The sequence below is a fragment of the Nocardioides sp. NPDC054178 genome, assembly GCF_055585005.1.
In genome coordinates this window covers 608,955-631,287 of sequence record NZ_JBVJKY010000003.1, presented here as the reverse complement: position 1 = coordinate 631,287, position 22,333 = coordinate 608,955, and the positions used below count along the sequence as shown (strand labels likewise).

Sequence of the window (22,333 nt, the reverse complement as noted above, 5' to 3'; positions counted from 1 at the left end):
CCAGGGCCCTTGCGACGCTTACCTTGTAGTTGTCTCTGTTGTAACTCCAACGATGTGGTCCCCCCGCCGCAGCCGTTCATTCCCCGAGTGGAGTTACGCACAACGGAGTAGACGATGGAGGACATCGTGTTCGACCACGAGCAGAAGCCCGGCCACGGCGCCGACGACGCGCAACGCGCGGCGGAGCAGGCTGACGAGCAGGGCCTTCTCTTCACCGACGATGTCTCGCCCCTGCCGAGCGACACCGGCTACCGCGGCCCGACGGCCTGCAACGCTGCTGGGATCAGCTACCGCCAGCTCGACTACTGGGCCCGCACCGGTCTGGTCGAGCCGAGCGTGCGCGGCGCCACCGGTTCCGGCACGCAGCGGCTCTACTCCTTCCGCGACATCCTGATCCTCAAGGTCATCAAGCGTCTCCTCGACGCCGGCATCTCGCTGCAGCAGATCCGCGCTGCCGTGCAGCACCTGCGTGAGCGGGGCACCGACGACCTGACCCGCGTCACCCTGATGAGCGACGGCGCCTCGGTCTACGAGTGCACCAGCAACGACGAGGTCATCGACCTGCTCCAGGGCGGGCAGGGCGTCTTCGGCATCGCCATCGGCGGCGTCTGGCGCGAGATCGAGGGCACGCTCTCCGAGCTCCCCAGCGAGCGTACGACCGAGGACGGCGAGCAGGTCGCCTCGATGTCCGACGAGCTCTCCGCTCGCCGCGCCGCGCGCAACGCCGGGTGATCAGGACTCAGTCGACACCGGACCCCGAGGCCCCGCAGACGCGGGACCTCGGGGTCCGGTCGTTTATGCTGGTGGTGCTGACCATCCCGCACGGGAGAGCTCCTCTTCGAAGGGGCGCCGAAGGGGCAATTCCTCCCCGGAAACTCTCAGGCACCCACGACTGTGCGGACCAGGCAACTCTGAAGCGGCGCCGATGCTGTGACAGAGGGGGAGGGCGTACGAGTTGTCTTAGATGCCCTCAGGAGCCACTGTGTCCGACACACCCACTCTGTCCGAGCTCGACGCCGCCTCGCCGTTCGTGGAGCGCCATGTCGGGCTCTCGGCAGCCGACGAGGCGACCATGCTCTCGCGGCTCGGGTACGACTCGGTAGCAGCGATGATGGACGCCGCCGTCCCGGCCGGGATCCGCTCGGTCGAGTCGCTGGACCTGCCGGCCGCGCTGAGCGAGGCGCAGGTCGCCTCGCTCGCCCGGGAGATCGCTGCCTCCAACAAGCCCGGCGAGGCGATGATCGGGCTCGGCTACCACGCCACCGTGACGCCGCCGGTGATCCGTCGCAACGTGCTCGAGGACCCGAGCTGGTACACCGCCTACACGCCCTACCAGCCCGAGATCTCCCAGGGCCGCCTCGAGGCGCTCATCAACTTCCAGACCATGGTCGGCGACCTGACCGGTCTGCCCGTGGCCAACTCCTCGCTCCTGGACGAGGGCACCGCGGCCGCTGAGGCGCTGGCCCTGGTGCACCGCGCCAACCGCAAGGGATCCGGCCCGTTCGTCATCGACGCCGACGCGCTCCCGCAGTCGATCGAGGTCGTCAAGGTGCGCGCCGAGGCGATGGGCCTCGAGGTCGTCGTGGCCGACCTCTCGCAGGGCCTGCCCGAGGGTGACGCGATCGGCGTGCTGGTGCAGTACCCCGGCGCCTCCGGCCGGGTGCCCGACTTCAAGCCGGTCATCGACGCCGCCCACGAGCGCGGCGCCCTCGCCGTCGTGGCCGCCGACCTGCTCGCCCTCACCGTCCTGGAGGCGCCCGGCACCCTCGGCGCCGACGTCGTCGTCGGTTCGAGCCAGCGCTTCGGCATCCCGCTCTTCTACGGCGGCCCGCACGCCGGCTACATGGCCGTCCACGCGGGGATCGAGCGGCACCTGCCCGGTCGTCTCGTCGGCGTCTCCGTCGATGCCGAGGGCCGACCTGCGTACCGACTCGCGCTCCAGACCCGTGAGCAGCACATCCGCCGCGAGAAGGCGACCTCCAACATCTGCACCGCCCAGGTGCTGCTGGCCGTCGGCGCTTCGATGTACGCCGTCTACCAAGGCCCCGACGGGCTGAAGACGATCGCGACCCGCACTCACCGCTACGCCGCCGTGCTGGCCGCCGCGCTCCGGTCGGCCGGCCTTCCCCTGGTCTCGGAGACCTTCTTCGACACGCTCGGTGTCACCGTGCCCGGCCGGGCGGCCGATGTCGTCGCCGCGGCGCGCCGGTTCGGCGTACATCTGCGTCACGTGGACGCCGACACCGTCGGCATCTCCACCTCGGAGGCGACCACCCGCTCGACGCTGTCGGCCGTGCTCAACGCCTTCGGCGTCTCGGGGGTGGACCTCGATGAGATCGACCGCACCACGGCCAGCGCGCTGCCCGACGGTCTCATCCGCACCACCGACTACCTCACCCACGAGGTCTTCAACGCGCACCACAGCGAGACCCAGATGCTGCGCTACCTGCACAAGCTGGCGGGGCGCGACTACGCGCTCGACAAGGGCATGATCCCGCTCGGCTCGTGCACCATGAAGCTCAACGCAACCACCGAGATGGAGCCGATCTCGCTGCCCGGCTTCGCCGACCTTCACCCGTTCGTGCCCGTCGAGGACGCCGCCGGCTACGCGCGTCTCGTCGGGGAGCTGGAGGGGTGGCTGGCCGAGGTCACCGGCTACGACGAGGTCTCCATCCAGCCGAACGCCGGCTCGCAGGGTGAGTTCGCCGGCCTGATGGCGATCCGTGGCTACCTGGACGCGCAGGGCCAGGGGCACCGCAACATCTGCCTGATGCCGTCCTCCGCGCACGGCACCAACGCCGCCTCGGCCGTGATGGCCGGGATGAAGGTCGAGGTCGTGAAGTCGTCCGAGGACGGCACCGTCGACCTCGACGACCTGCGGGCGAAGCTCGACGCCCACGGCGAGAACGTCGCCGCGATCATGGTGACCTACCCCTCGACCCACGGGGTCTACGAGGAGGGCATCACCGAGGTCTGCTCGCTGGTGCACGAGGCCGGCGGCCAGGTCTACATCGACGGCGCCAACTTCAACGCCCTCCTGGGCTACGCCAAGCCCGGCGAGTTCGGCGGCGACGTCTCCCACCTCAACCTGCACAAGACCTTCTGCATCCCGCACGGCGGTGGCGGTCCGGGCGTCGGTCCGGTCGCGGTCCGCTCCCACCTGGCGCCCTACCTGCCCTCGCACTCCCTGCACCCCGACGCCTCGAAGCGCTCGGGCATCGGTGCGATCTCGGCCGCTCCCTACGGCTCGGCGGGCATCCTGCCGATCTCGTGGGCCTACGTCCGGCTCATGGGCGCCGAGGGTCTGACCCGGGCGACCACGGCCGCGGTGCTCTCGGCCAACTACGTCGCGGCCCGCCTGAACGAGCACTTCCCGGTGCTCTACCGCGGCGAGACCGGGCTGGTCGCGCACGAGTGCATCCTCGACCTGCGGCCGATGACCAAGGAGACCGGTGTCACCGTCGACGACGTCGCCAAGCGGCTCATCGACTACGGCTTCCACGCGCCGACGATGTCCTTCCCGGTCGCCGGCACGCTCATGGTCGAGCCGACCGAGTCCGAGGACCTCGGCGAGCTGGACCGGTTCATCGACGCGATGATCGCGATCAAGCGCGAGATCGACCGGGTCGCCTCGGGGGAGTGGACCGCCGAGACCTCGGTCCTGCGCGGCGCCCCGCACACCTCCCGGGCCCTCGTCGGAGACTGGGACCGCGCCTACACCCGCGAGGAGGCCGTCTTCCCGCAGGGCATCGACCCCGACAAGTACTGGCCGCCGGTCGCCCGCATCGACAACACCTACGGCGACCGCAACCTGGTCTGCTCCTGCCCGCCGGTCGAGTCCTTCGCCGAGTAGGCGCCGAGGCGTCACGTACGTCGGCCGAGCCGTCATTCAGGTGACGGCTCGGCCGACCGGGCTGACGCCTCGGCAGGTCAGCTGAGGGTCATGGTGGGCTCGCCGCCGGCGTTGAGGCCGGTGCCGTGGGTGCAGGTGCCCGACCTCGGCGCGCCGGCGTTGTAGGCCTGGCGCAGGCAGTTGCGCAGGGCGAGCTGGCCCCAGTAGTTGGGGTGCAGGCTCTCCTGGATGTAGTAGTTGCCGCTCGCGGTGGAGACGGTGCGGATCTGGTTGACCCACTCGGTCCTGTCCACGGCGCCGGCGGCTCGCCAGCTCGAGAGCCCCTTCTCCTCGAGCAGGCCCACGGAGCTCTCGCACAGACGACGCCCGGCGAACGCGCCGGTGACGTCGAGCGTCTTGATGTTGGTCAGGCCGGAGTCGGCCGCCGCACCCGAGATCGCGTTGTTGATCGTCGGCAGGATCGTGTTGTACGCGTAGTCGGCGTCGGCGTTCCAGAAGCCGCAGCCGCCGGTGTTCTGACGGGTGTAGCCGGACTCGCTGTAGCGGTAGACCGACGAGGTCGCCAGCGGCGAGGGGACGTTCTGGACGATCAGGGTCCAGGCGGTGTCGGCGTAGCCCGCGTTGCGCATGGCGGTGCGTACGTTCCCGAAGGCGGTGGCGATCCGCGCGCGAACCGCGGCGACGTTGCCGGCCGCCATGGCGCTGGTGACGACCGAGTCGTCCTTGCAGTAGTCCTTGAGCCAGGAGGGCGAGGTCAGGAAGTCCTGGACGCACTGGGTGACGATGGCGGCGAAGTTGAAGTCGTTGCCGCCGATGCCGATCATCACCGCCTTGACGTTGTGGCTCGCCGCGAAGTTCTGCAGCATCAGAGCCTGGCCCTGGTTGGCGCCGCTGGAGTAGAAGTCGATGCCCGGCTTGAAGTAGCCCTCGCTGGTCGTGGTCGTGGCGACCTTCGCGCCCGAGCAGGCCAGGTTGAGGCTGCTCACGCCACCGCCGAGGTGTGCCTCGGCCGCCGTGCTGCGGTGGCACCGGTTGATCGTCTCGGCGGTGTGGGTGGCGTTGTCGAAGTACGCCGCGCTGCCGCCCGCGTCGATGAGCGACTCGCCGGAGTTGCTGTTGCCCGCCCAGCGGCCGGCTTCGCCCGAGACGTAGCTGTCGCCCACGGTGACCAGCCAGGGCGTGCCGCTGCCGGGGCCGTCGGCGTGCGCGGGTGAGGCCATCAACGTTGTCACCGACAGCAGGGACGCGGGGAGGAGAAGGGTTGCGGCGACCTTGGCGACGCGGGTGGTGAGACGGGGCACGGAAACCTCCGGTTGGTCTGGGACGGGCTTCCGCGGTGCGGAGCCGCCCCAGGCTAGTGACGTACGTCACTCCCGGGGAATGGCTGGAAAGTAATACCTGTCGAGGCGAAGGTTAATTCTTCGGCGAGGCCGGCGAACGACGCGAGGGCTTCCGGCCTCAGGTGCCGAGCACCTGAAGAGTCGAGCCTTCGCGTCCCTTGGCCACCGCCAGCTGGGTGGGGATGCGCTCGCGCATCTCGGTGACGTGGCTGACCACGCCGATGATGCGACCGCCCTCGCGCAGGGTGTCGAGGACGTCGAGCACATCGTCGAGGGTGTCGGCGTCCAGGGAACCGAAGCCCTCGTCGACGAAGAGGGTATCGAGCATCTGGCCGCCGGCCTCGTTCATGATCACGTCGGCCAGGCCCAACGCCAGTGCGAGGGAGACCACGAAGGTCTCCCCGCCCGACAGGGTCGCCGGGTCGCGCGACTCGCCGGACCAGTCGTCGCGGACCATCAGCGCCAGGCCGCCGCGGCGGTCGCCGGCACCCTTGGCCGCGGAGTGCTCCAGGGCGTAGCGCTGGTCGCTCATCTTCGCCAGCCGCTCGTTGGCGGCGGCGACGACCTGGGTGAGGCGGTAGGCCACGACGTAGGCGGACAGGCTCATCTGGAGCTGGTTGTCGCTGCTCTTCCCCTCGGCGAAGGAGGCGATCCGGGCGGCGATCTCGAGGTCGTCGCGCACCGGCGCCCAGGCCGAGAGCGCGGCGGTCAGGTCGCGTTGCAGGGAGTCGAGGCGGGCGGCTCGGTTGGCGGCGGTGTCGGCTGCCGAGCGAGCGGCATCGGCGGCGTCGGCGGCCTTGCGGTGGGCGGTGGAGAGCGCCGCCAGGTCCGGCTCGTCGGTGGCCAGGGTCTCGGCGGCGCCGGGGGAGTCGAGGGTCGCCCTTGCGGCCGCCAGGCTGTCGGCGTACGCCTTGATCTGGCTGTTCAGCGCGGCGACCTGCTCCGGCGGGAGCGCGGCGGCGAGGGCGCTCTCGGGGGTGTCGAAGCCGGCCCGGACCGCGGTGGCCGCGAGGGTGCGCTCGGCGCCCGCGAGCGCCTCGGCGGCCCGCTCGGCCGCCTCCAGACGTTCGAGGACGGTGGTCGCCGACCGGTGCTCACGGTCGAGGGTGGCGAGCAGGGCATCGAGATCCGGGTGGTCGCCACGGATGTCGCTCAGCTGCTCCTCGAGCCGCTCGCGCTCCTCGGTGAGGTGACGGAGCGTGGTCTCGAGCTCCGCCGCGCGCGTCTCCAGCTCGGCCCGGAGCGTGGCCGAGCGGGCCCGGGTCTCCTCGGCGGCGGTGAGCTCGGCGCGCAGGCCGGGCTCGCGCGCGGCGACGCGCTCCAGACCCGCCAGGCGCTCGGCCAGCGACGCGGCGGGCTCGTCGGTCTCCCCGACGGTCTCCTGGGCGAGTTGGAGGCGGGTGGTGAGGTCGCGCACGTGCTGGTCGCGGGCGTGCTCCTCGGCGCTGGCGTTGTCGTAGGCCGCCTGGGCGGCCTTCTCAGCCGCGGCGTCGGGAGCCCCCTCGGCGGGAGAGGCCTTGTGCGGGTGCTCGTGGGACCCGCACACCGGGCAGTCCGCGCCGACCGCGAGCGCACCGGCGAGCTCGGCGGCGATGCCGTCCAGCCGGGCCTGGCGTACGTCGAGATAGCGGGTGCGCGCCTCCATGGCGGCCGTCCTGGCCGACTCGTGCCGGACGCGGGCATCGACGAGCTCCCGGGTCAGCCGGTCGACCTCGGTGACGGCGGCGACCTGGGCGCGCAGCACCGGGATCGCGGCAGCGGCCTCGGTGGCGGCGGCCAGATCCGCGGTGAGTGCCTCGGCCCGCTGCGGCAGCTCCTCGGCGAGCCGGGCCTGCTCTCGGGTCTGGGTGAGGATCCTGTCGCGCTGCGTGCCGGTCGCCGCCAGCTCGCGGGTGACCTCGCTCAGACGGCGCTGGACCGGCACCAGGGCGCGGGCCTGGGCGAGGCGGGCCGAGATCCGGTCCACGGCCGCCTTGGCATCGGGCAGGCTCAGGTCGCGCGGGGCGAGGGAGGTCGCCCTGGCGTGCTCACGCCTCGCCTGGTCGGTGAGCTCGCTGACCCCGGCCACGGCCTCGGCCCGCTGGGCAGCCTCGACGCGGCGTACGCGCTCCTCCTGCTCCTCGGCCGCGGCGACGAGACGGCTCTCGGCCGCAGCGGCCGCCCGCAGGCCGCGCTGCTTCTCGGCCATCGCGCGAGCGGCGTCGAGGGCGGCAAGGGTCTCCGACTCCGCGGCGAGGGCCTCCATCGCGGCGCCGGAGGTGACGGCCTGCGACTCGGTGGCCTCCTCGGCCAGGGTGCGCGCCCAGGTGGCGATCGCGCCGTCGCCGGCGGGGAGGCCGAGGTCGTGGACGTCCCAGTCGTCGGGGAGCGTGACGGCCGCGGTCTCGCTGATCCGGCTGACCACCTCGGCGACGCCGGCGTTGAGCTCCTCGGAGCGTCGCCGCAGCTCGACGCGGCGCTCGCGCAGCCAGCGCTCGACATCGGCGAACCGCTCGGTGCGGAAGAGCCGCTCGAGCAGCCGCTTGCGCTCCTCGGCGCTGGAGCGGAGGAACGCCTGGAAGCGGCCCTGGGGGAGCATCGCGACCTGCACGAACTGGGTGAGGGTCATCCCGAGGAGGTCCGAGACCAGGTGACCGGCCTCGTCGAGGCGAGTGGTGAGGGTGCGCCACTCCTCGCCGACCTGTTCCATGAGCACGACGGAGGCCTGCTGGGTCGTGGTGCCGGCGCCACGCCGCTTGGGCCGCTCCCACGACGGGGAGCGGGTGATCCGGAAGCGCCGCTGGGCGAGCGTCGCCTCCAGGACGACCCGCGTCGCGACCTCGGCCGGGGCCCGGTCGCTGCGCAGCCGCTTCGCAACCGAGCGGTCACCGGGGACATCGCCGTAGAGCGCGAAGCAGACCGCGTCCAGGACGCTCGTCTTCCCTGCTCCGGTGGCACCGGAGAGCAGGAAGAGACCCGCCTCGGAGAGCTGGTCGAAGTCGACGCTCACCGTGCCCGTGAACGGGCCGAACGCGGCGATCTCCAGGTGGTGCAGGCGCATCAGAAGAGCACCTCGAGCCACTCCTCTTCCTCGGCCTCGCCGGAGCGCGAGTCGAGCGAGTCGACCTCGGGATCCTCGCAGCAGGCGTCCACGGCGCTCTGCAGCAGCGCCAGCTCGGCCTTGGCCGCAGGCTCGCCGCGGAGCTCGCTCACGAACTCGGTGACCAGGTCGATGTCGCGCCGCGGCCGGGACGGGTCGGGCTGCGACAGGGCACCCAGGACCGGCGCGGTCGACTCGAAGCCGAGCACGAGGGTGTGCGGGAAGCGTCGCCGCAGCCGCTCCATGGCCTGGGCCGGACGGATCCGGTCGGTCAGGGTGACCTGCAGCCACGACTGCTCGTGGACCTCGTGGCGCGGGTCGCTCAGGAGCTCCTCGAGGGTGCCTCGCAGCCGGGCCAGCTGCCGCGGGACCGGGGCCTCCACGAACTCGCTGGCGACGAGACCGGACTCGTCGAGATCGATGAGCCAGGACCCCTTGAGATGGTTGGCCTCGGAGAAGGAGTAGGCCAGCGGCGAGCCGCTGTAGCGCACCGTCTCGGTGATCGTGTGGCGCCCGTGGAGATGGCCGAGGGCTGCGTAGGAGATGTCCTCGAAGAGGCTGGCAGGCACCATCGAGACGCCCCCGACGGAGATGTCGCGCTCGGAGTCGGAGGGCTCGGCACCGGTGACGAAGGCGTGGGCCATCACCACGCTGCGGCCGCCCCGCCGGGAGAGGTCGGCACGGACCCGTCGCATCGACTCGCCGAGCGCCGCCTGATGGGAGCGCGACTCCAGGCCCCAGGAGGCCCGGGCGGCATCGGGATCGAGATAGGGGAGCCCGTAGAAGGCCACCTCGCCGTGCTCGTCGGGGAGCATCACCGGGCGGCCCACACCGGCCAGGTCGGTGCGGATGAAGATGCCGGCGGCGTCGATCAGCTCCGAGCCGAAGCCCAGACGCTGAGCGGAGTCGTGGTTGCCGCTCGTGATGACGACCTTCGCCCGCGAGGCCGCCAGCCGCGCGAGCGCCTCCGAGGCCAGCCGCACCGCGTCGACCTGCGGAAGCGCACGGTCGTAGACGTCGCCGGACACGCACACCACGTCGACCTCCGCCTGCTCCACCACCGAGAGGAGATGGTCGACGTACGCCGCCTGGTGCCCGAGCATGCCCTCCCGGTGGAAGGACCGGCCCAGATGCCAGTCGGAGGTGTGCAGGATCCGCATGAACCGAAAACTATCGGTGAGCACGGACAGTCTTGACGCCGACTCACCGCCGAGGCCTGGCTACACCGGGTAGGTCACCTTGATCGCCAGGTGTCGCTGCAGGTTGTCGGCAGCATCGGAGACCCGGCGGCGTACGCCCGGGTCCAGATCCAGCTCGACGACCGCCCGCGCTGCAGCGAGGGTCTCCTCGGTCACCGAGCCGCTCGGGAAGAACGCCTCGGCCGCCTCGGCCAGGCTCCAGCCCGAGCGCTTCTCGGCGGTGGCGGGGAGCTCGGTGAAGTAACGCTCCACGTAGCCTGCGGTGAGCTCGGCCGGACCGGTCCAGAACGCCCGTCCGGCAGCCAGGATGTCGTAGTTGGGCAGGTCGGTCTCGCCGGTGAACACCGACCAGCCGTACGCCTTCGCCTCGGCGTCGGGAATGCTGACCAGGGCGCCGTTGAGGTGGATGCGGGCCTCGTTGGCCGGCTCCGCGTCGTACGCCGCCTGCAGCTCCTCGCGGGTCGCGAACCCGTTCTCGGCGAGCTTGGCCAGGATGCGCCAGCGCAGGTCGAGATCAGTCTCGATGCCGGCCGGGGGAGCGGCGAGCCATTCCCGCAGCAGCGACTCCGAGCTCGCCGAGCGGATCGCCGTGCGGTAGGCCGAGAGCTGCAGCTCCGAGCCGGGAGCGACCTCGTCGAGCTTGCGCAGCGCCGCCTCGTGGAGCCGCTCGCGAGCACCCGCCGGGGCCAGCGGCACCACCGACCCGAAGAGCCAGGGCATGGTGCGCCTCGGGGAGTCCTCGAGGTCCTCGACCGGCAGCGACGCCTCGGCGATGTCGATGACGTCGGCCGGGTCGACCGCGGCGTTGAACCAGGCGCTGCGCAGGTTGTTCCACACGCCCGCGCGCAGGCCGTCGTCGGTGATCTCCGGGAGCGCCGCCTTGAGCGCCTGCACCGTCTCCCAGTCAGGGATCACCGAGGCCCAGGTGTCGTCGTAGGGGTCGAGCACGACCGCGTTGGCGGCGACCTCGAACGGTGTCCGGTCCCCGGTGACCGTGATCTCCGACGTGGTCCACTGCGTGCCGTTGAGGATCGCGGCGCGGAAGGTGTGGGAGCGGTCGGCGGGGTGCAGCGACGGCGCGGTGCGGTTGACGACCATCTTGGCCGGGTCCCACGAGAGCGTGTCGGGGCCGGCGGTGAGCAGCCACTGGGAGGTGAAGGTGTCGAGGTCGAACTCGACACCCGCGTCGTCGGCGGCACGGGCCCAGGACGCGAACAGGTCGTGCATCGTCGCGTTGCCGAACCGGTGCCGGGTGAAGTGGTCGATCGCGCCCGCGAAGAAGACGTCGTCACCCAGGGACGCGGCCAGCTGGCGCAGGATCGCGGAGCCCTTGGAGTAGGAGATCCCGTCGAAGTTCTGCAGCGCCGAGACGGCGTCCTCGGCGCCGTTGCCGGCGACCGAGTGCGTCGAGCCGCGCTGGTCGGCGGTCAGCCCCCACTGGCGCCGGGCGTAGGACATGTCGGCCCAGGCGTCGTCGTACTCCGTCACCTCGGCGGTCACCCGGTTGCCCATGTACTCGGCGAACGACTCGTTGAGCCACAGGTCGTCCCACCACTGCGGCGTGACCAGGTCGCCGAACCACTGGTGAGCCATCTCGTGGGCGACCGTGGTGGCGCGCTGGATCCGCATGCCCCGGGTCACCCGCGAGGTGAAGACGAGCGGGTCCCGGAAGGTCACGCAGCCCGGGTTCTCCATCGCGCCCGCGTTGAACTCCGGCACGAACGCCTGGTGGTAGTTGCCGAACGGGTAGCGGATGCCGAAGAGCCGGTGGAACTCGTCGAAGCACTGCTTGGTGAGCGTGAAGAGCTCCTCGGCATCCTTGTCGAGGTCGGCGGCGATGCTCTGCCGCGAGCTCAGCGACAGCGGGATCCCGTCGTGCTCGTCATGGATCATGTGCCAGGGACCGGCGACGAGCGTGACGAAGTACGTCGAGAGCGGCTGGCTCCGCTCGAACTCCCACTCGCCCGGCGAGGTCTGGGTGCCGGGCGCGTTGCCGATCACCGTCCAGTCGAGCGGCGCGGTCACGTGGAAGGTGTAGGGCGCCTTCAGGTCCGGCTGATCGAAGCAGGCGAAGATCGTCGGGGCGGCGTCCATGAAGCACATCCCGTAGACGTAGGCCCTCCCGTCGGCCGGGTCGACGCTGCGGTGCAGCCCCTCGCCGTCGTTGCGGAACGGCATCGTGGCCTCCACGACGAGCTCGTTGGCGCCCTCCTGCGTGGTGATCGGGAGACGTCCCTTGGCGAGCGTGGCCGGGTCGATCGGGCTGCCGTTGAGGCTGATCCGCGCGACCGAGACCGGTTTGAGGTCGACGAACGTCGGCCCGCCCTTCGAGGTGAACCGGATCGTCGTCACCGAGTCGAAGGTCTCCTCGCTGGAGGCCAGGTCGAGACGTACGTCGTAGTCCTCGATCTTCAGCAGACCGGCACGGGCGATGGCCTCGTCACGGCGCAGGGGCAGGCTCTGGGTGCTCACGTCGCACAGGCTAACGGGCAGATGGCACTCTTACCCCATGACTTCCTCTGCGGCAGACCTGCGCTCGGTATCTCTGGAGAAGATCGGCGAGCACCGCTTCCGTGCGACCAACGAGCGCGGCGGCTCCGTGGTGATCGGCCACGGCGACGACCCCGACTTCACCCCGGTCGAGCTGCTCCTCGCGGCGCTGGCCGGCTGCAGCGCCCTGGACGTCGACTTCATCACCGCGAAGCGGTCCCCGATGGAGACCTTCGAGGCCCTCGCCGCGGCCACCAAGATCCGCGACGAGCACGGCAACCGCCTCGTCGACCTCTCGGTCACCTTCGACATCACCTTCCCCGAGGGTGAGGCCGGCGACGCCGCCCGCACGGTCCTCCCGGACGCGATCAAGAAGTCCGAGACCCGGCTGTGCACCGTCGGCCGCACCATCGCCGTCGGCAGCCCGGTCACCTACGGCGAGGGCGCCCTGTCGTAGCCCCCTGCCCCCGCGCCGAGGCGTCAGGGGAGCAGGAGGGCGGAGTCGCCGAACTCGTGCCACAGATAGCCGTCGGCGACCGCGGCGTCGTAGGCGGCCTGGGTGAGCCGGGGGCCGGCGACGGCCTCGACGAGCAGCAGATGGCTGGCCTGCGGGTCGTGCCAGCCGGTGATGAGCCCGTTGACGACGTACGGCGGGTTGGCGGGCGTGATGACCCGGTCGGTCCACCCGCTGGCGGCCCTGACCGCGCCCGTCGCCGGGACGACCGCCGACTCGACCGCGCGGGTGACGGTGGTGCCGGCCGCGACGACGCGGCCGCCGGCGTACCTGGTCTGCTCCACCAGCCTGGCCGTGGTCTCGGAGACCTCGAACCACTCCGCGCCGGGGGCCTCGCCGGCCTCCTGGGAGGAGACGCCGGTGTGCAGGGTGACGGGCGCGATCTGGATGCCGCGGGTGACCAGCTCGGTGACCAGCGGATGGGTGAACGGGCGCGCCGCCGAGGGCATCTCGGCGCTGCCGGGGCGGTGGCCGAAGACGGTCTGGTAGGCCGAGAGCGGGTAGCGCCGGTCGAGATAGCCGTACGCGATCGGGCGGCCGGCTCGCTCGAGCTCGGCGCTCACATCGCCGGTGACACGAGCGCGCCAGAGCCGGTTCCCCTCCCCGGTGGGGGAGGAGGCCCGGCCGTCGGGGTAGGGCTCCCGCAGGGTGACCCGGAGGCCCGCGGTCACGATCACGTCGCCCTCCTCGGCGTCGAGCACCGACCGAGCGGCGTCCGGAGCCGAGCGGATCTCCACGACCCAGCCGGTGTCGAGACGCTGCGCCAGGTGGAGCACGACCCGGCCACGTCCGATGTGGTCGGCGTCGAGCTGACGCGCCTCGGTCACCGAGTCGTTGACGACGACCAGGTCGCCGGGCGAGAGGTGGTCGGCAAGGTTGCGGAACCTCGCATGTCGTACGCCTCCCGGGGACGCCACGAGCAGGCGCACGCCGTCGCGTTCGAGGCCGCGCCACTCCGCGGGCGCGGGCGCGGTGGTGTCCTCGGGGAAGGGGAAGGTGGTCGTCGGTCGTTCGGCGAGCATCGTCATCGGGTTGCTCCAAGCTGTGCGAGATCGGTGGCGCGGTAGCGCCCGGTCGGCTGCGTGCTCGCGAGCAGTGCGAGCAGGTGCGGAACGACCGATTCCGGAGGCGGGCGGTCGGAGACGTCCTCACCGGGGAAGGCGGCCTGGTGCATCGCGGTGCGCATGTCACCGGGGTCGACGGCGTACGCGCGGATGCCGTTCTCCTCACCGAGGGTGAGGACCAGATGGTCGAGCGCGGCCTTGCTGGCGGCGTACGTTCCCCAGGTCGGGTAGTGCTCGACCGCCGCGTCGCTGGAGATGCCCACGAGGGTGCCGCGCGAGGCGATCAGGTAGGGGAGGAGTCGTTGGGTGAGCGTGAGCGGGGCGAGCAGGTTCGTCTCGAGCACACGGGTGAAGAGGCTCTCGGGCACCTCGGCCAGCGGAAGCATCGGACCGAGCTCGCTGGCGTTGTGCACGAGCAGGTCGAGGCGCCCGTGACGGGCGACGGCGGCGGCGATCGCGTCCTGATGGTCCGGATCGCGTACGTCGCCGGCCAGGCTCGTCGCAAGCGAGCTGTCCGGCAGGGCGGTGTGGAGCCGGTCGGCGTCGCGGGCGTCGGTGACGACGCTCCAACCCCGCTCGAGGAGGGAGGTCGCCAGGGCGAGCCCCAGCCCCGCGGAGCCACCGGTGATGACGGCTACGTCGTTGTCTGATCTGGTCATGCCCCCTAGGATTCAACCTAAAGTGAACTTGAGATCAAGGGCCGTGACAGAAAAGAGTGAGATGAACACCCACGACCTGCTCACGATGGGCGAGGTGACCCGTCGCAGCGGCTACGCGGCCTCCGCGGTCCGCTACTACGAGAGCCAGGGCCTGATCCAGGCCGAGCGATCGGCCGGGGGACAACGTACGTTCGAGCGCAGCGTCCTGCGCCGCCTCGCCTTCATCCGGGCGGCCGCCAACGTCGGGCTCTCCCTGGACGAGATCAAGGCCGAGCTCGACTGCCTGCCGGGGGACCGGACGCCCACCAAGGCCGACTGGGCCCGGATGTCGAAGCACTGGCGCCGCCGCCTCGAGGAGCAGATCCACGCCCTCGAGCGTCTCCGCGACAACCTCGACTCCTGCATCGGCTGCGGCTGCCTCTCCCTGCAGCGCTGCCGTATCTCCAACCCCGATGACGCCGCTGCCGCCCAGAGCTCCGGCGCCGTCTATCTCCCCAAGGTCCTGCGCCGCGACCCGCCCCGCCGACGCGTCTGACCCAGCCGAAGCGTCAGCTGGGTCAGACGAGGCGTGACGCCTCGGCAGGGTTGGTCAGCCGACGGTGATCGTCTCGAAGTTGACCGGAGTCTTCGGGGCGCCGGTGCCGTCGGGGCCGGGCTCGCCCACGCCGGCCTCGCCGACCTTCTGGAGGGTCTTGATGGCGGCCTCGTCGAGGGTGCCGAAGACGGTGTAGGCGGGCGGGAGCTGGGTGTCGCCGAAAACCATGAAGAACTGGCTGCCGCCGGAGTTGGGCTGGCCGGTGTTGGCCATCGCGAGGGTGCCGGCGGGGAAGGTGTCGGTGTCCTTGAACTCGTCGGGGATGGTGTAGCCCGGCCCGCCGGTGCCCTGGCCGGTCGGGTCACCGCACTGCAGCAGCTCGAAGCCCGGGTTGGCGCCGAGGCGGTGGCAGCTGGTGCCGTCGTAGTAGTCCTGCGAGGCCAGCGAGAGGAACGAGTTGACCGTGCAGGGCGCCTTGTCGGCGTCGAGGGTGATCGCGAGCGGGCCCACGGAGGTGTTGATGGTCGCGGCGACCTTGCCGGTGTACTGCGCGGTCTTCTCCGGCTGGTCCACCTCCTTGGAGGCACCCATCGGGTCCTCGGTGTAGTCGCAGCTCGTCGTGCCGGGCTTCACGATCGACTTCCAGTCGCTGGACTCGCTCGACTTCGGGCCCTTGCTCTCCTCGGCCTCGCCGGATCCGGACCCGTCGTCGGAACCACAGGCGGAGAGCGTCAGGAGCAGGGCAGCGGCGGCTACGGCCGGGAGCGCACGAGAAGGCATGGCCAGATGCTAAGGGAGCGGTCCCAACGAGTCCGCGACGGACCCCGCGGGGCGATGCCGGCAACATCCGCAGCACGCACCGAAGCCGCGCACTATCGCACACCCTCGTTGCCGGGCGCGATACTGCACCAGCCCCACCGCACCCCAGAACGCAACGACAGGGGAGGGCTCGGCTAGCCTCCAGCCGTGCCACTGCTCTCCCTGCGTTTCGAGCTCGACGACCTGACCCGGCCCGAGGTGGTCCGGCTCCTGGAGGACCACCTCGAGGACATGTACGCGGTGACGCCGGCCGAGTCGGTGCACGCGCTCGACCTCGAGGCGCTGAAGGTGCCCGAGATCGCGTTCTGGTCGGCCTGGGAGGAGACCGAACTCGTCGGCTGCGGCGCGCTGAAGTCGCTCGGTGAGGGCGACTACGAGCTCAAGTCGATGCGCACCACGGCCGCCGCCCGTGGCCGCGGCATCGCGACCGCACTGCTCCGCCACCTCGTCGAGCAGGCCAGGTCACAGGGTGGTCGCCGGGTGCTCCTGGAGACCGGGACCGAGGCCTTCTACGAGCCCGCCCGGCGCCTCTACGCGGGCAACGGGTTCACCGAGCGCCCGCCCTTCGGCAGCTACGTGCTCGACCCCAACTCGGTCTTCTTCGAGCTCTCGCTGTAGTCGTCGACCGGCGCAGCGCCCCGTCGGAACAGCAGGTCGTCGAGGGCGAGCTTGGTGCGGCGTACGACGATCAGGTAGACCGCGATGGCGAGCCAGCCCAGGTCGCGCAGGGTGTCGGCGAGGTAGGCCGGGTCGGCCGAGGCGCCGCCGCCGCCGAAGCAGCCGCAGTCGATGTTGAGCCCGCGCGCCCACGCCGAGGTGATCCCGACGAGGAACGAGCACAGACCGAGCGCCGTCGCCACCGCCGCGGTCCGGGTGAACAGCCCGAGGATGAGCAGCACGCCGAGCACGATCTCGGCGATCGGCATCGCGATGGCGTACGCAGGGGCCAGCTGCCACGGCAGCAGCTGGTAGCCGCGCACGGCCTGCTCGGTGATCGCCGGCTCGGGCAGCTTGGCGAGCCCGGCAGCGAGGAAGACGAAGCCGAGGTAGAGGCGGCCGGCGAGGCCGATCCAGCCCAACAGGTCAGCACGGGTCCTCATGAGAGCACCACCCACGACGTTCGCAGCACCCCGGCGACGACGAACGCAGCCACGACCGCATAGCCGGCCCACAGCAGCGGCGCCGGGGAGACCTCGTCCCGGATCTCACGCCTCACGAACCACACCCCGAGCGCCAGCACGGCCACGGAGACCGCGACCAGCCCGACGACGTACCACACCTCGTTCACCTCGCCAGAGTGCCACAGCCGAGGCCGACAACCACCGCCCGGACGCCCGCCCTCAGCGCATCTTCAGGCTGCAGGCGGCCTTCTCAGGAAACCAGCGGCGTGCGGGAGGATCACAGGTCGGTGAAGTCGGCGTAGAGACAGGCGTGGTCGGAGGCCGCGTGCTGCGCCGCGGTCAATGTCGGGAACAGGTCCCACGGGTCCTTGGTGCGCGGCCCGTGCCACACGCCCTTGCGGAAGACGCCGCCACCGGTCTGCTTGGCGCGCAGCGCGGGGGAGAGGAGCAGATAGTCGATCTTGTCGTCCTCGTTGCCGGAACCATACGTTCCGCGGCGGTGGTTCCAGTCCCAGTTGGCGTGCTCGCTGGCATCGACGAGACCGGAGACCGACAGCAGCGGTGACAGCGACTCGCTGCCAGGGGAGTCGTTGAGGTCGCCCGCGACACAGACGTGCTCGATCCCCTCCTCGAGCAGCCCCCGGTAGATCTCCGCGACCCGTTTCGCCTGTCGGCCGCGCCGCTTGGCGCCCTGCGGGTCGCCCTTCTCGGAGTAGCCCTTGGACTTGAAGTGGTTGGCGAGCACCACGATCCGCGCGCCGCCGGGAGCCTCGAGGTGATACTCGCAGCAGTCGCGGGAGAAGACCACGCCCTCCTCGTCGCGGTCGAAGATGTGGGTGCGGATCTGCACCAGGCGATAGCCGTCGCCGACCATCACCCCGACGTCGATGCCGCGCTCGTCGTTGCCCTCCACGACCATCACCTGCTCGTACGCCTCGGCGCCGACCTCCGGCAGCAGCGTCTGGGAGAACATGTGCAGCCCCGGGCGGTCGTCGGCCTCGACGACCACCGCGACCTCTGCTCGCAGCTCGGCGAAGACGCGCGCGGTGTTCTCGGTGGCGACCTCGTCGACGGCGGTGGTCTTGAGCTCGACGAACCCGACCCAGTCGTTGCGGCCCTTCGCCACCAGCTGCACCGGCCCCGAGCGCGGGCGTTTGAGCAGCGCGCCGCGCATCTTCCGCAGCCGCGCGAACTCACCCTCGTCGCTCTTGAGCAGGCCGAGCTTCTCGAGGTTGTCCAGGATCTCCTGCTCGTCGCCCGCGTAGCTGGGCTGGGCGAGCAGGGTGGAGACGCGGGCATGTGCGGTCAGGACCGCTCGCCGCGTCTTGGCATCGACCGATTCGGTGTCCATCGCCTTCGGCCGGGCGAAGAGGTTCTCCACGTTGAACGATGCGAGACGCATGTCTCCAGGCTAGGACACCTTGCCGGTCAGCGGGTCGCGATCGGTGAGGCAGTAGACCTGCCCGTACGGCGCCCGCATCACCGTCCACCACTCGAAGACCCCGACGGTCTCGGCGCCGAGCGCCTCGTGGCGGCGGGTCTCCCCGGCACGGTGGGCGACCGCGACGTCAGGGTGTGCCCGGACCTCGCCGTCCTCGTCCTCGAGCCGCTGCAGGAGGATCCGGAGCCCGCCGTGCGGATCGGGGTCGGCGAGGCGTACGAACTCGGGGGTCGCGGCCGGCTCCGGAGCACGCCCGGTGACCGCGGCCCAGAAGGCGACCTCCTCGTCCCAGCGGGAGCGAGGGATGTCGATGCACACCTGGTCCAGGACCCGCTCGGGCTCCGAGCGTGCGAAGCGCGGCGGAGACCCCTCGCCGAGGGTGTGGCAGAAGAGCATGCCGCCGGGGGAGCGCATCACCGCCACCCCGTCGTACGTCCACGCCGGACGTGCCCCGTGGGACGTCGAACGCTCGACGGCGGCCTCGCGATCGGCCGCGTCCAGGTCGACATGGACCCGCGGCCCGCCGTCGTCGAGAGCCTGCAGCTTGAGCCAGGCATCGCCGGTCTGCGGCACCAACGTGACGAACTGCCCCCGCTCGCCCCTCGGGCGCGAGAGCGCCCATCCGGTCGCCGCCGACCAGAAGCCGACAGCCTCCTCCCAGCGTTCACGCGGGACGTCCAGGAAGAGATGGAACCAGGCGGGTGCGCCGGCGGTGCTCATGGTCGCGACCCTACGCGGGTGGCAGGACGGACGGGGCCGAAAACGACGTACGCCGGGGCGCGCCGCGGCTGCGGCACACCCCGGCGTGGCACGGGATCAGCCCTGCTGGGAGATCCCGAACTGGACGTTGCCGGAGGCATCCATCCCGGCGTCGAGGACCTTGTCGTCGAGCTCGGCGGCGGCACCCTGGTCCAGGAAGACCCGTGCGCCCTCCTGCTCGATGACCTGGTCCTCCGCCTCGGCGGTCGGGACGAGAGCGGCGCTCAATGCGCCGTCCGGTTCTGCGTTGGAGGCGAGCCGGAGGCCGGCGCCCTGGGACTGCTCGGAGATCGAGCGGACGATCGTGGTGGCGTTCTCGGTCAGCTGAAGCATGTCGAGATCTTCCGTGGTTGGGTTCGGAGTACCCGCTCCACCATTCCTCACCATCCGGCCTCATTCAAGCCCGGCATGCCGCGCTCAGTCGTCCCAGCCCTCCGGACGGAGCTTCTTGGGGAGCTTCGAGACGACCGTGGCGTACGACTCGTCGACCGCCTCCAGGATCTCCTCGTCGGGGATCTCGCCGCCCCAGGACAGGTCGTTCCACCCCGAGCGACCGATGTAGCCGGTGACGGTCACATCGGCGGGATAGCGCAGCAGCCACTCATCGGCGACCTCTCGGGACGGGCCGCACTTCAGCCCCACCTTCGCGGCTCCGAGGAACGCGAAGATCTTGCCGCGCTCGCCCGGCCCGACCTTGATCACCGGGTGCTCGTGGTCCCACGGGTTGTCCGGCCACGCACCCGGTTTGGTGAGGCAGTAGGCCTGCAGCGACGTCACGTCCATGGCGACCATGCTGCCACCGCTGGAGGGCGCCCGGGACCCCGATTTCCGTCGGGTCAATCGCTGCACAGCGGGCCTAGAATGATCGCGAGGACAGTCGTTCTTCCTTTGGCATGGGGCTGAGGAGGTGAATTCAAATGTCGTCTGAAAACCTGTCCATTCAGGAACATCCCGATATCGCGGCACTCCGAGACCGGTTCGATCTGACCGGCTCCTCCGCCACCGCACAGGTGGTCGACGGTGTCACGATGATGGCCGGTCTCTATCTGGCCATATCGCCGTGGGTCGTGGGCTTCAACACCACGGCATCACCACTGATGGTCAGCAACCTGATCGTCGGTCTCACGGTCGCTCTGCTGGCGCTCTGTTTTGCGTCGGCGTTCGGCCGCACGCACGGTCTGGCCTGGACCGTCCCGCTCATGGGTGCCTGGGCGATCGTCTCGCCGTGGCTCATGAACGGCGTCGACACGACCGGCGGAATGATCACGTCCAACGTGATCACCGGAGCGGTCATCCTGTTGTGCGGACTCGGCGCGTCCGGGTTCGGCACGTTGTTCAACCCGCGTAGGTAAGGCCCGCGGGACCCGTCACCGACCGGCCGAGCGAGGAGCGCTCGGCCGGCCCTCCGCCGGCCGGATCAGCCGATGTCCGCGCCGTAGACCTTCGTGACCGCGATCGTGATGAGCACGCGGCGGTCCGTGACCATCACCTCGCGGTACTCGTCCCAGTCGGGGTGCTCGCCGGCCCCGCGCCGGTAGTAGTCGACGAGCGCGTCGACCTCCGGGCTGTCGGGGGAGGCGCCCGGCCCGGTCAGCGTGACCGTGCCCTCGGCGGTCGCCCAGGACCGGCCTCCGGGACCGTCGACCTCGATCGCCGCCCGCGGGTCGCGGCGGAGGTTCTTGGTCTTCACCAGCCCCTCGCGGGTCGAGATCAGGATCTCGCCGCGCTCGCGGTCGTAGAACTGCCACACGGGCGAGAGCTGCGGCAGGCCGTCGGCCTTGATCGTGGCCAGGATCCCGTGGCGGGTCGTAGCGAGCAGCTCGTGTGCATCGAACGTCATGGTGAAGCGCCTCCTCGTCGGGCATCGCCCGGGTGGTCGTTGCCTTCTAGAAGGCAACCGGACACGACTTACTTCCCGTGCTCCTAATTCAGAGGTGCGCCGCGCGCAGGTCGGCTAGGTTGCCGAGAACCCGCACCGAAGGAGACCCCACATGCGTGCATTGATCGGCCGGATCCTGGTGGCGATGGGGCTGGTATCCCTGCTCCTCGCCACACCCGCCAGCCCTGCGGCAGCCGCCGAGGACGACATCCTCGACCGCCTGCTCGCCATCGACGGCGTCAGCCTGATCCAGGAGAAGCCCGTCTCGGGCTACCGCTACTTCGTCCTGACCTTCACCCAGCCGGTCGACCACCGCCGACCCGACGGTGACACGTTCGAGCAGCGGTTCACCGTGCTGCACAAGGACACCGCCCGCCCCACGGTGTTCCAGACCAGCGGCTACAACGTCTCGACCAACCCCGGCCGAAGCGAGCCGACCCGGATCGTGGACGGCAACCAGGTCTCGATGGAATACCGGTTCTTCACCCCCTCGCGCCCTGACCCGGCGGACTGGGACGACCTCGACATCTGGCAGGCCGCCAGCGACCAGCACGCCATCTTCACGGCGCTGAAGCCGATCTACTCCGCCAGCTGGCTCGCCACCGGCGGCTCCAAGGGTGGCATGACCGCCACCTACTTCGAGCGGTTCTACCCCCGTGACATGGACGGCGTCGTCGCCTACGTCGCACCGAACGACGTGGTCAACCGCGAGGACTCCGCCTACGACGACTTCTTCGCCACCGTCGGCACCGAGGACTGCCGCGACCGGCTCAACGGCGTCCAGCGCGAGGCGCTCGTCCGCCGCGAGGCGCTGAAGGCGAAGTACGCCGACCTGGCAGCCGCCGAGGGCTACACCTTCGAGACCGTGGGCAGCCTCGACGCTGCGTACGAGATGGTGGTGCTCGACTACGTCTGGGCCTTCTGGCAGTACGCGGGCACCGCTCAGTGCTCGAACATCCCCGCCGACGCCGCGACCGCCGCCGACCAGGCGATCTGGGACTCGATCGACTACTACTCGGGCTTCGGCTTCTACACCGATCAGGGCCTGAGCCCCTACACGCCCTACTACTACCAGGCCGGCACCGAGCTCGGTGCGCCGACGATCGGCTTCCCGCACATCGAGGACGAGCTGATCCGCTACGGCTACCAGCCGCCGCGCAGCTTCGTCCCGCGCGACATCGACATGCGGTTCGACCCCTCCGCGATGCGTGATGTCGACTCATGGGTGCGCAAGCACGCCCACCAGATGCTCTTCGTCTACGGCGAGGCCGACCCGTGGGGCGCCGAGCGCTTCCGCCCGGGTGCGAAGGCCACCGACTCCTACGTCTTCACCGCGCCGGGGATGAACCACGGTGCCAACGTGGCCGGCCTGGTTGCCGACGAGCGGGAGCTCGCCACCGCGCGGATCCTGGAGTGGGCCGGCGTCGCGACCGCCGCGGTCGAGGCCGACGCCGCCAAGGCGAAGCCGCTGGCTGCGTACGACGCCAAGCTGGACAAGCGCGACCTCAGGCGCGAGCCGACCCTGCGCTGACCAGGTTCGCTGACTGACGCCGCTGTGCCGTGGATCGCGATCCATGGCAC

21 protein-coding genes and 1 riboswitch are annotated in these 22,333 nt (G+C 70.8%); of the genes, 7 read left to right on the top strand and 14 right to left on the bottom strand.

Annotation, left to right across the window (positions count from 1 at the left end):
- Window positions 1-114 precede the first annotated feature (114 nt).
- Together ACZ6WN_RS15655 and gcvP are read left to right on the top strand one after the other, a co-directional pair.
- The gene (locus ACZ6WN_RS15655) at window positions 115-732 is read left to right on the top strand and encodes a MerR family transcriptional regulator (RefSeq protein WP_465865759.1); all 618 of its coding nucleotides are present in this window, start codon (window positions 115-117) and stop codon (window positions 730-732) included.
- A gap of 81 nt (window positions 733-813) precedes the next feature.
- A riboswitch (glycine riboswitch) is annotated at window positions 814-905 on the top strand.
- Between the two features lie 59 nt (window positions 906-964).
- Window positions 965-3,853, top strand: coding sequence for an aminomethyl-transferring glycine dehydrogenase (gene gcvP, locus ACZ6WN_RS15650; protein WP_465865757.1), 2,889 nt, complete (start codon window positions 965-967; stop codon window positions 3,851-3,853).
- 77 nt (window positions 3,854-3,930) lie between these two features.
- Here the strand turns inward: gcvP and ACZ6WN_RS15645 are convergent, their stop codons facing one another.
- The 4 genes from ACZ6WN_RS15645 to pepN all read right to left on the bottom strand — a co-directional run bounded on the left by ACZ6WN_RS15645 (window position 3,931) and on the right by pepN (window position 11,943).
- Complete coding sequence (locus tag ACZ6WN_RS15645; protein WP_465865756.1) at window positions 3,931-5,154, bottom strand: SGNH/GDSL hydrolase family protein; 1,224 nt, start codon at window positions 5,152-5,154, stop codon at window positions 3,931-3,933.
- A gap of 157 nt (window positions 5,155-5,311) precedes the next feature.
- Window positions 5,312-8,233: an AAA family ATPase gene (locus ACZ6WN_RS15640; protein WP_465865755.1), complete on the bottom strand. Its 2,922-nt coding sequence runs from the start codon at window positions 8,231-8,233 to the stop codon at window positions 5,312-5,314.
- Window positions 8,233-9,432 carry an exonuclease SbcCD subunit D gene (locus ACZ6WN_RS15635; protein ID WP_465865753.1) on the bottom strand — a complete coding sequence of 400 codons (1,200 nt, stop codon included), beginning with the start codon at window positions 9,430-9,432 and terminating at the stop codon, window positions 8,233-8,235. The genes ACZ6WN_RS15640 and ACZ6WN_RS15635 overlap by 1 nt, the downstream gene beginning before the upstream one ends.
- Window positions 9,433-9,492: 60 nt before the next feature.
- On the bottom strand, window positions 9,493-11,943 hold the full coding sequence (gene pepN, locus ACZ6WN_RS15630; protein ID WP_465865752.1) for an aminopeptidase N: 2,451 nt from the start codon (window positions 11,941-11,943) through the stop codon (window positions 9,493-9,495).
- 37 nt (window positions 11,944-11,980) lie between these two features.
- Here pepN and ACZ6WN_RS15625 point away from each other — a divergent pair, with 37 nt between their 5' ends.
- The gene (locus ACZ6WN_RS15625) at window positions 11,981-12,418 is read left to right on the top strand and encodes an OsmC family protein (protein ID WP_357339810.1); all 438 of its coding nucleotides are present in this window, start codon (window positions 11,981-11,983) and stop codon (window positions 12,416-12,418) included.
- Window positions 12,419-12,441: 23 nt separating this feature from the next.
- Here ACZ6WN_RS15625 and ACZ6WN_RS15620 read toward each other — a convergent pair whose 3' ends face one another.
- Both ACZ6WN_RS15620 and ACZ6WN_RS15615 read right to left on the bottom strand, forming a co-directional pair.
- Window positions 12,442-13,503 (bottom strand): S-adenosylmethionine:tRNA ribosyltransferase-isomerase, encoded by a 1,062-nt coding sequence (locus tag ACZ6WN_RS15620; protein WP_465865751.1) that lies wholly within the window; start codon window positions 13,501-13,503, stop codon window positions 12,442-12,444.
- A complete protein-coding gene (locus ACZ6WN_RS15615) occupies window positions 13,500-14,198 on the bottom strand; it encodes an SDR family NAD(P)-dependent oxidoreductase (RefSeq protein WP_465865750.1) in 699 nt (232 codons plus the stop codon). Before ACZ6WN_RS15615 ends, ACZ6WN_RS15620 begins: the two co-directional genes overlap by 4 nt.
- Before the next feature lie 61 nt (window positions 14,199-14,259).
- On the opposite strand from ACZ6WN_RS15615, the gene soxR reads away from it, so the two are divergent.
- A complete protein-coding gene (gene soxR / locus ACZ6WN_RS15610; protein ID WP_465865749.1) occupies window positions 14,260-14,733 on the top strand; it encodes a redox-sensitive transcriptional activator SoxR in 474 nt (157 codons plus the stop codon).
- A gap of 54 nt (window positions 14,734-14,787) precedes the next feature.
- On the opposite strand, the gene ACZ6WN_RS15605 is transcribed toward soxR, so the two are convergent.
- On the bottom strand, window positions 14,788-15,513 hold the full coding sequence (locus ACZ6WN_RS15605) for a peptidylprolyl isomerase (protein ID WP_465865748.1): 726 nt from the start codon (window positions 15,511-15,513) through the stop codon (window positions 14,788-14,790).
- 186 nt (window positions 15,514-15,699) lie between these two features.
- On the opposite strand from ACZ6WN_RS15605, the gene ACZ6WN_RS15600 reads away from it, so the two are divergent.
- Window positions 15,700-16,170, top strand: coding sequence for a GNAT family N-acetyltransferase (locus ACZ6WN_RS15600; RefSeq protein ID WP_465865747.1), 471 nt, complete (start codon window positions 15,700-15,702; stop codon window positions 16,168-16,170).
- On the opposite strand, the gene ACZ6WN_RS15595 is transcribed toward ACZ6WN_RS15600, so the two are convergent.
- From ACZ6WN_RS15595 to ACZ6WN_RS15570, 6 genes are all read right to left on the bottom strand, one after another.
- On the bottom strand, window positions 16,125-16,652 hold the full coding sequence (locus ACZ6WN_RS15595; protein ID WP_357339821.1) for a MauE/DoxX family redox-associated membrane protein: 528 nt from the start codon (window positions 16,650-16,652) through the stop codon (window positions 16,125-16,127). The two genes, ACZ6WN_RS15600 and ACZ6WN_RS15595, sit on opposite strands and share 46 nt — an antisense overlap.
- The gene (locus ACZ6WN_RS15590; RefSeq protein WP_465865746.1) at window positions 16,649-16,840 is read right to left on the bottom strand and encodes a hypothetical protein; all 192 of its coding nucleotides are present in this window, start codon (window positions 16,838-16,840) and stop codon (window positions 16,649-16,651) included. The genes ACZ6WN_RS15595 and ACZ6WN_RS15590 overlap by 4 nt, the downstream gene beginning before the upstream one ends.
- Before the next feature lie 110 nt (window positions 16,841-16,950).
- Entirely contained in the window at window positions 16,951-18,075 is a 1,125-nt protein-coding gene (locus tag ACZ6WN_RS15585; RefSeq protein WP_465865745.1) for an endonuclease/exonuclease/phosphatase family protein, read from the bottom strand.
- A gap of 9 nt (window positions 18,076-18,084) precedes the next feature.
- A complete protein-coding gene (locus ACZ6WN_RS15580) occupies window positions 18,085-18,834 on the bottom strand; it encodes a VOC family protein (RefSeq protein WP_465865744.1) in 750 nt (249 codons plus the stop codon).
- A 96-nt stretch (window positions 18,835-18,930) separates the two neighbouring features.
- Window positions 18,931-19,206: a Fe-S cluster assembly protein HesB gene (locus ACZ6WN_RS15575; RefSeq protein ID WP_357339827.1), complete on the bottom strand. Its 276-nt coding sequence runs from the start codon at window positions 19,204-19,206 to the stop codon at window positions 18,931-18,933.
- A gap of 84 nt (window positions 19,207-19,290) precedes the next feature.
- A complete protein-coding gene (locus ACZ6WN_RS15570; protein ID WP_465865743.1) occupies window positions 19,291-19,656 on the bottom strand; it encodes an MmcQ/YjbR family DNA-binding protein in 366 nt (121 codons plus the stop codon).
- A 134-nt stretch (window positions 19,657-19,790) separates the two neighbouring features.
- Between ACZ6WN_RS15570 and ACZ6WN_RS15565 the strand changes: the two genes are divergently transcribed.
- Window positions 19,791-20,225, top strand: coding sequence for an SPW repeat protein (locus ACZ6WN_RS15565; protein WP_465865742.1), 435 nt, complete (start codon window positions 19,791-19,793; stop codon window positions 20,223-20,225).
- Between the two features lie 65 nt (window positions 20,226-20,290).
- Here ACZ6WN_RS15565 and ACZ6WN_RS15560 read toward each other — a convergent pair whose 3' ends face one another.
- Entirely contained in the window at window positions 20,291-20,713 is a 423-nt protein-coding gene (locus tag ACZ6WN_RS15560; protein WP_465865741.1) for a PPOX class F420-dependent oxidoreductase, read from the bottom strand.
- 151 nt (window positions 20,714-20,864) lie between these two features.
- On the opposite strand from ACZ6WN_RS15560, the gene ACZ6WN_RS15555 reads away from it, so the two are divergent.
- The gene (locus ACZ6WN_RS15555; protein ID WP_465865740.1) at window positions 20,865-22,283 is read left to right on the top strand and encodes an aminopeptidase; all 1,419 of its coding nucleotides are present in this window, start codon (window positions 20,865-20,867) and stop codon (window positions 22,281-22,283) included.
- The last annotated feature ends 50 nt before the right edge of the window (window positions 22,284-22,333 follow it).

Excerpts from the sequence above, each read along its gene's own strand:
- ACZ6WN_RS15655 (WP_465865759.1), top strand. The coding sequence starts at position 115 with ATGGAGGACATCGTGTTCGACCACGAGCAGAAGCCCGGCCACGGCGCC.
- gcvP (WP_465865757.1), top strand. The coding sequence starts at position 965 with ATGCCCTCAGGAGCCACTGTGTCCGACACACCCACTCTGTCCGAGCTC.
- ACZ6WN_RS15640 (WP_465865755.1), bottom strand. The coding sequence starts at position 8,233 with ATGCGCCTGCACCACCTGGAGATCGCCGCGTTCGGCCCGTTCACGGGC.
- ACZ6WN_RS15635 (WP_465865753.1), bottom strand. The coding sequence starts at position 9,432 with ATGCGGATCCTGCACACCTCCGACTGGCATCTGGGCCGGTCCTTCCAC.
- ACZ6WN_RS15625 (WP_357339810.1), top strand. The coding sequence starts at position 11,981 with ATGACTTCCTCTGCGGCAGACCTGCGCTCGGTATCTCTGGAGAAGATC.
- ACZ6WN_RS15620 (WP_465865751.1), bottom strand. The coding sequence starts at position 13,503 with ATGACGATGCTCGCCGAACGACCGACGACCACCTTCCCCTTCCCCGAG.
- ACZ6WN_RS15615 (WP_465865750.1), bottom strand. The coding sequence starts at position 14,198 with ATGACCAGATCAGACAACGACGTAGCCGTCATCACCGGTGGCTCCGCG.
- soxR (WP_465865749.1), top strand. The coding sequence starts at position 14,260 with ATGAACACCCACGACCTGCTCACGATGGGCGAGGTGACCCGTCGCAGC.
- ACZ6WN_RS15605 (WP_465865748.1), bottom strand. The coding sequence starts at position 15,513 with ATGCCTTCTCGTGCGCTCCCGGCCGTAGCCGCCGCTGCCCTGCTCCTG.
- ACZ6WN_RS15595 (WP_357339821.1), bottom strand. The coding sequence starts at position 16,652 with ATGAGGACCCGTGCTGACCTGTTGGGCTGGATCGGCCTCGCCGGCCGC.
- ACZ6WN_RS15585 (WP_465865745.1), bottom strand. The coding sequence starts at position 18,075 with ATGCGTCTCGCATCGTTCAACGTGGAGAACCTCTTCGCCCGGCCGAAG.
- ACZ6WN_RS15580 (WP_465865744.1), bottom strand. The coding sequence starts at position 18,834 with ATGAGCACCGCCGGCGCACCCGCCTGGTTCCATCTCTTCCTGGACGTC.
- ACZ6WN_RS15575 (WP_357339827.1), bottom strand. The coding sequence starts at position 19,206 with ATGCTTCAGCTGACCGAGAACGCCACCACGATCGTCCGCTCGATCTCC.
- ACZ6WN_RS15570 (WP_465865743.1), bottom strand. The coding sequence starts at position 19,656 with ATGGACGTGACGTCGCTGCAGGCCTACTGCCTCACCAAACCGGGTGCG.
- ACZ6WN_RS15565 (WP_465865742.1), top strand. The coding sequence starts at position 19,791 with ATGTCGTCTGAAAACCTGTCCATTCAGGAACATCCCGATATCGCGGCA.
- ACZ6WN_RS15560 (WP_465865741.1), bottom strand. The coding sequence starts at position 20,713 with ATGACGTTCGATGCACACGAGCTGCTCGCTACGACCCGCCACGGGATC.
- ACZ6WN_RS15555 (WP_465865740.1), top strand. The coding sequence starts at position 20,865 with ATGCGTGCATTGATCGGCCGGATCCTGGTGGCGATGGGGCTGGTATCC.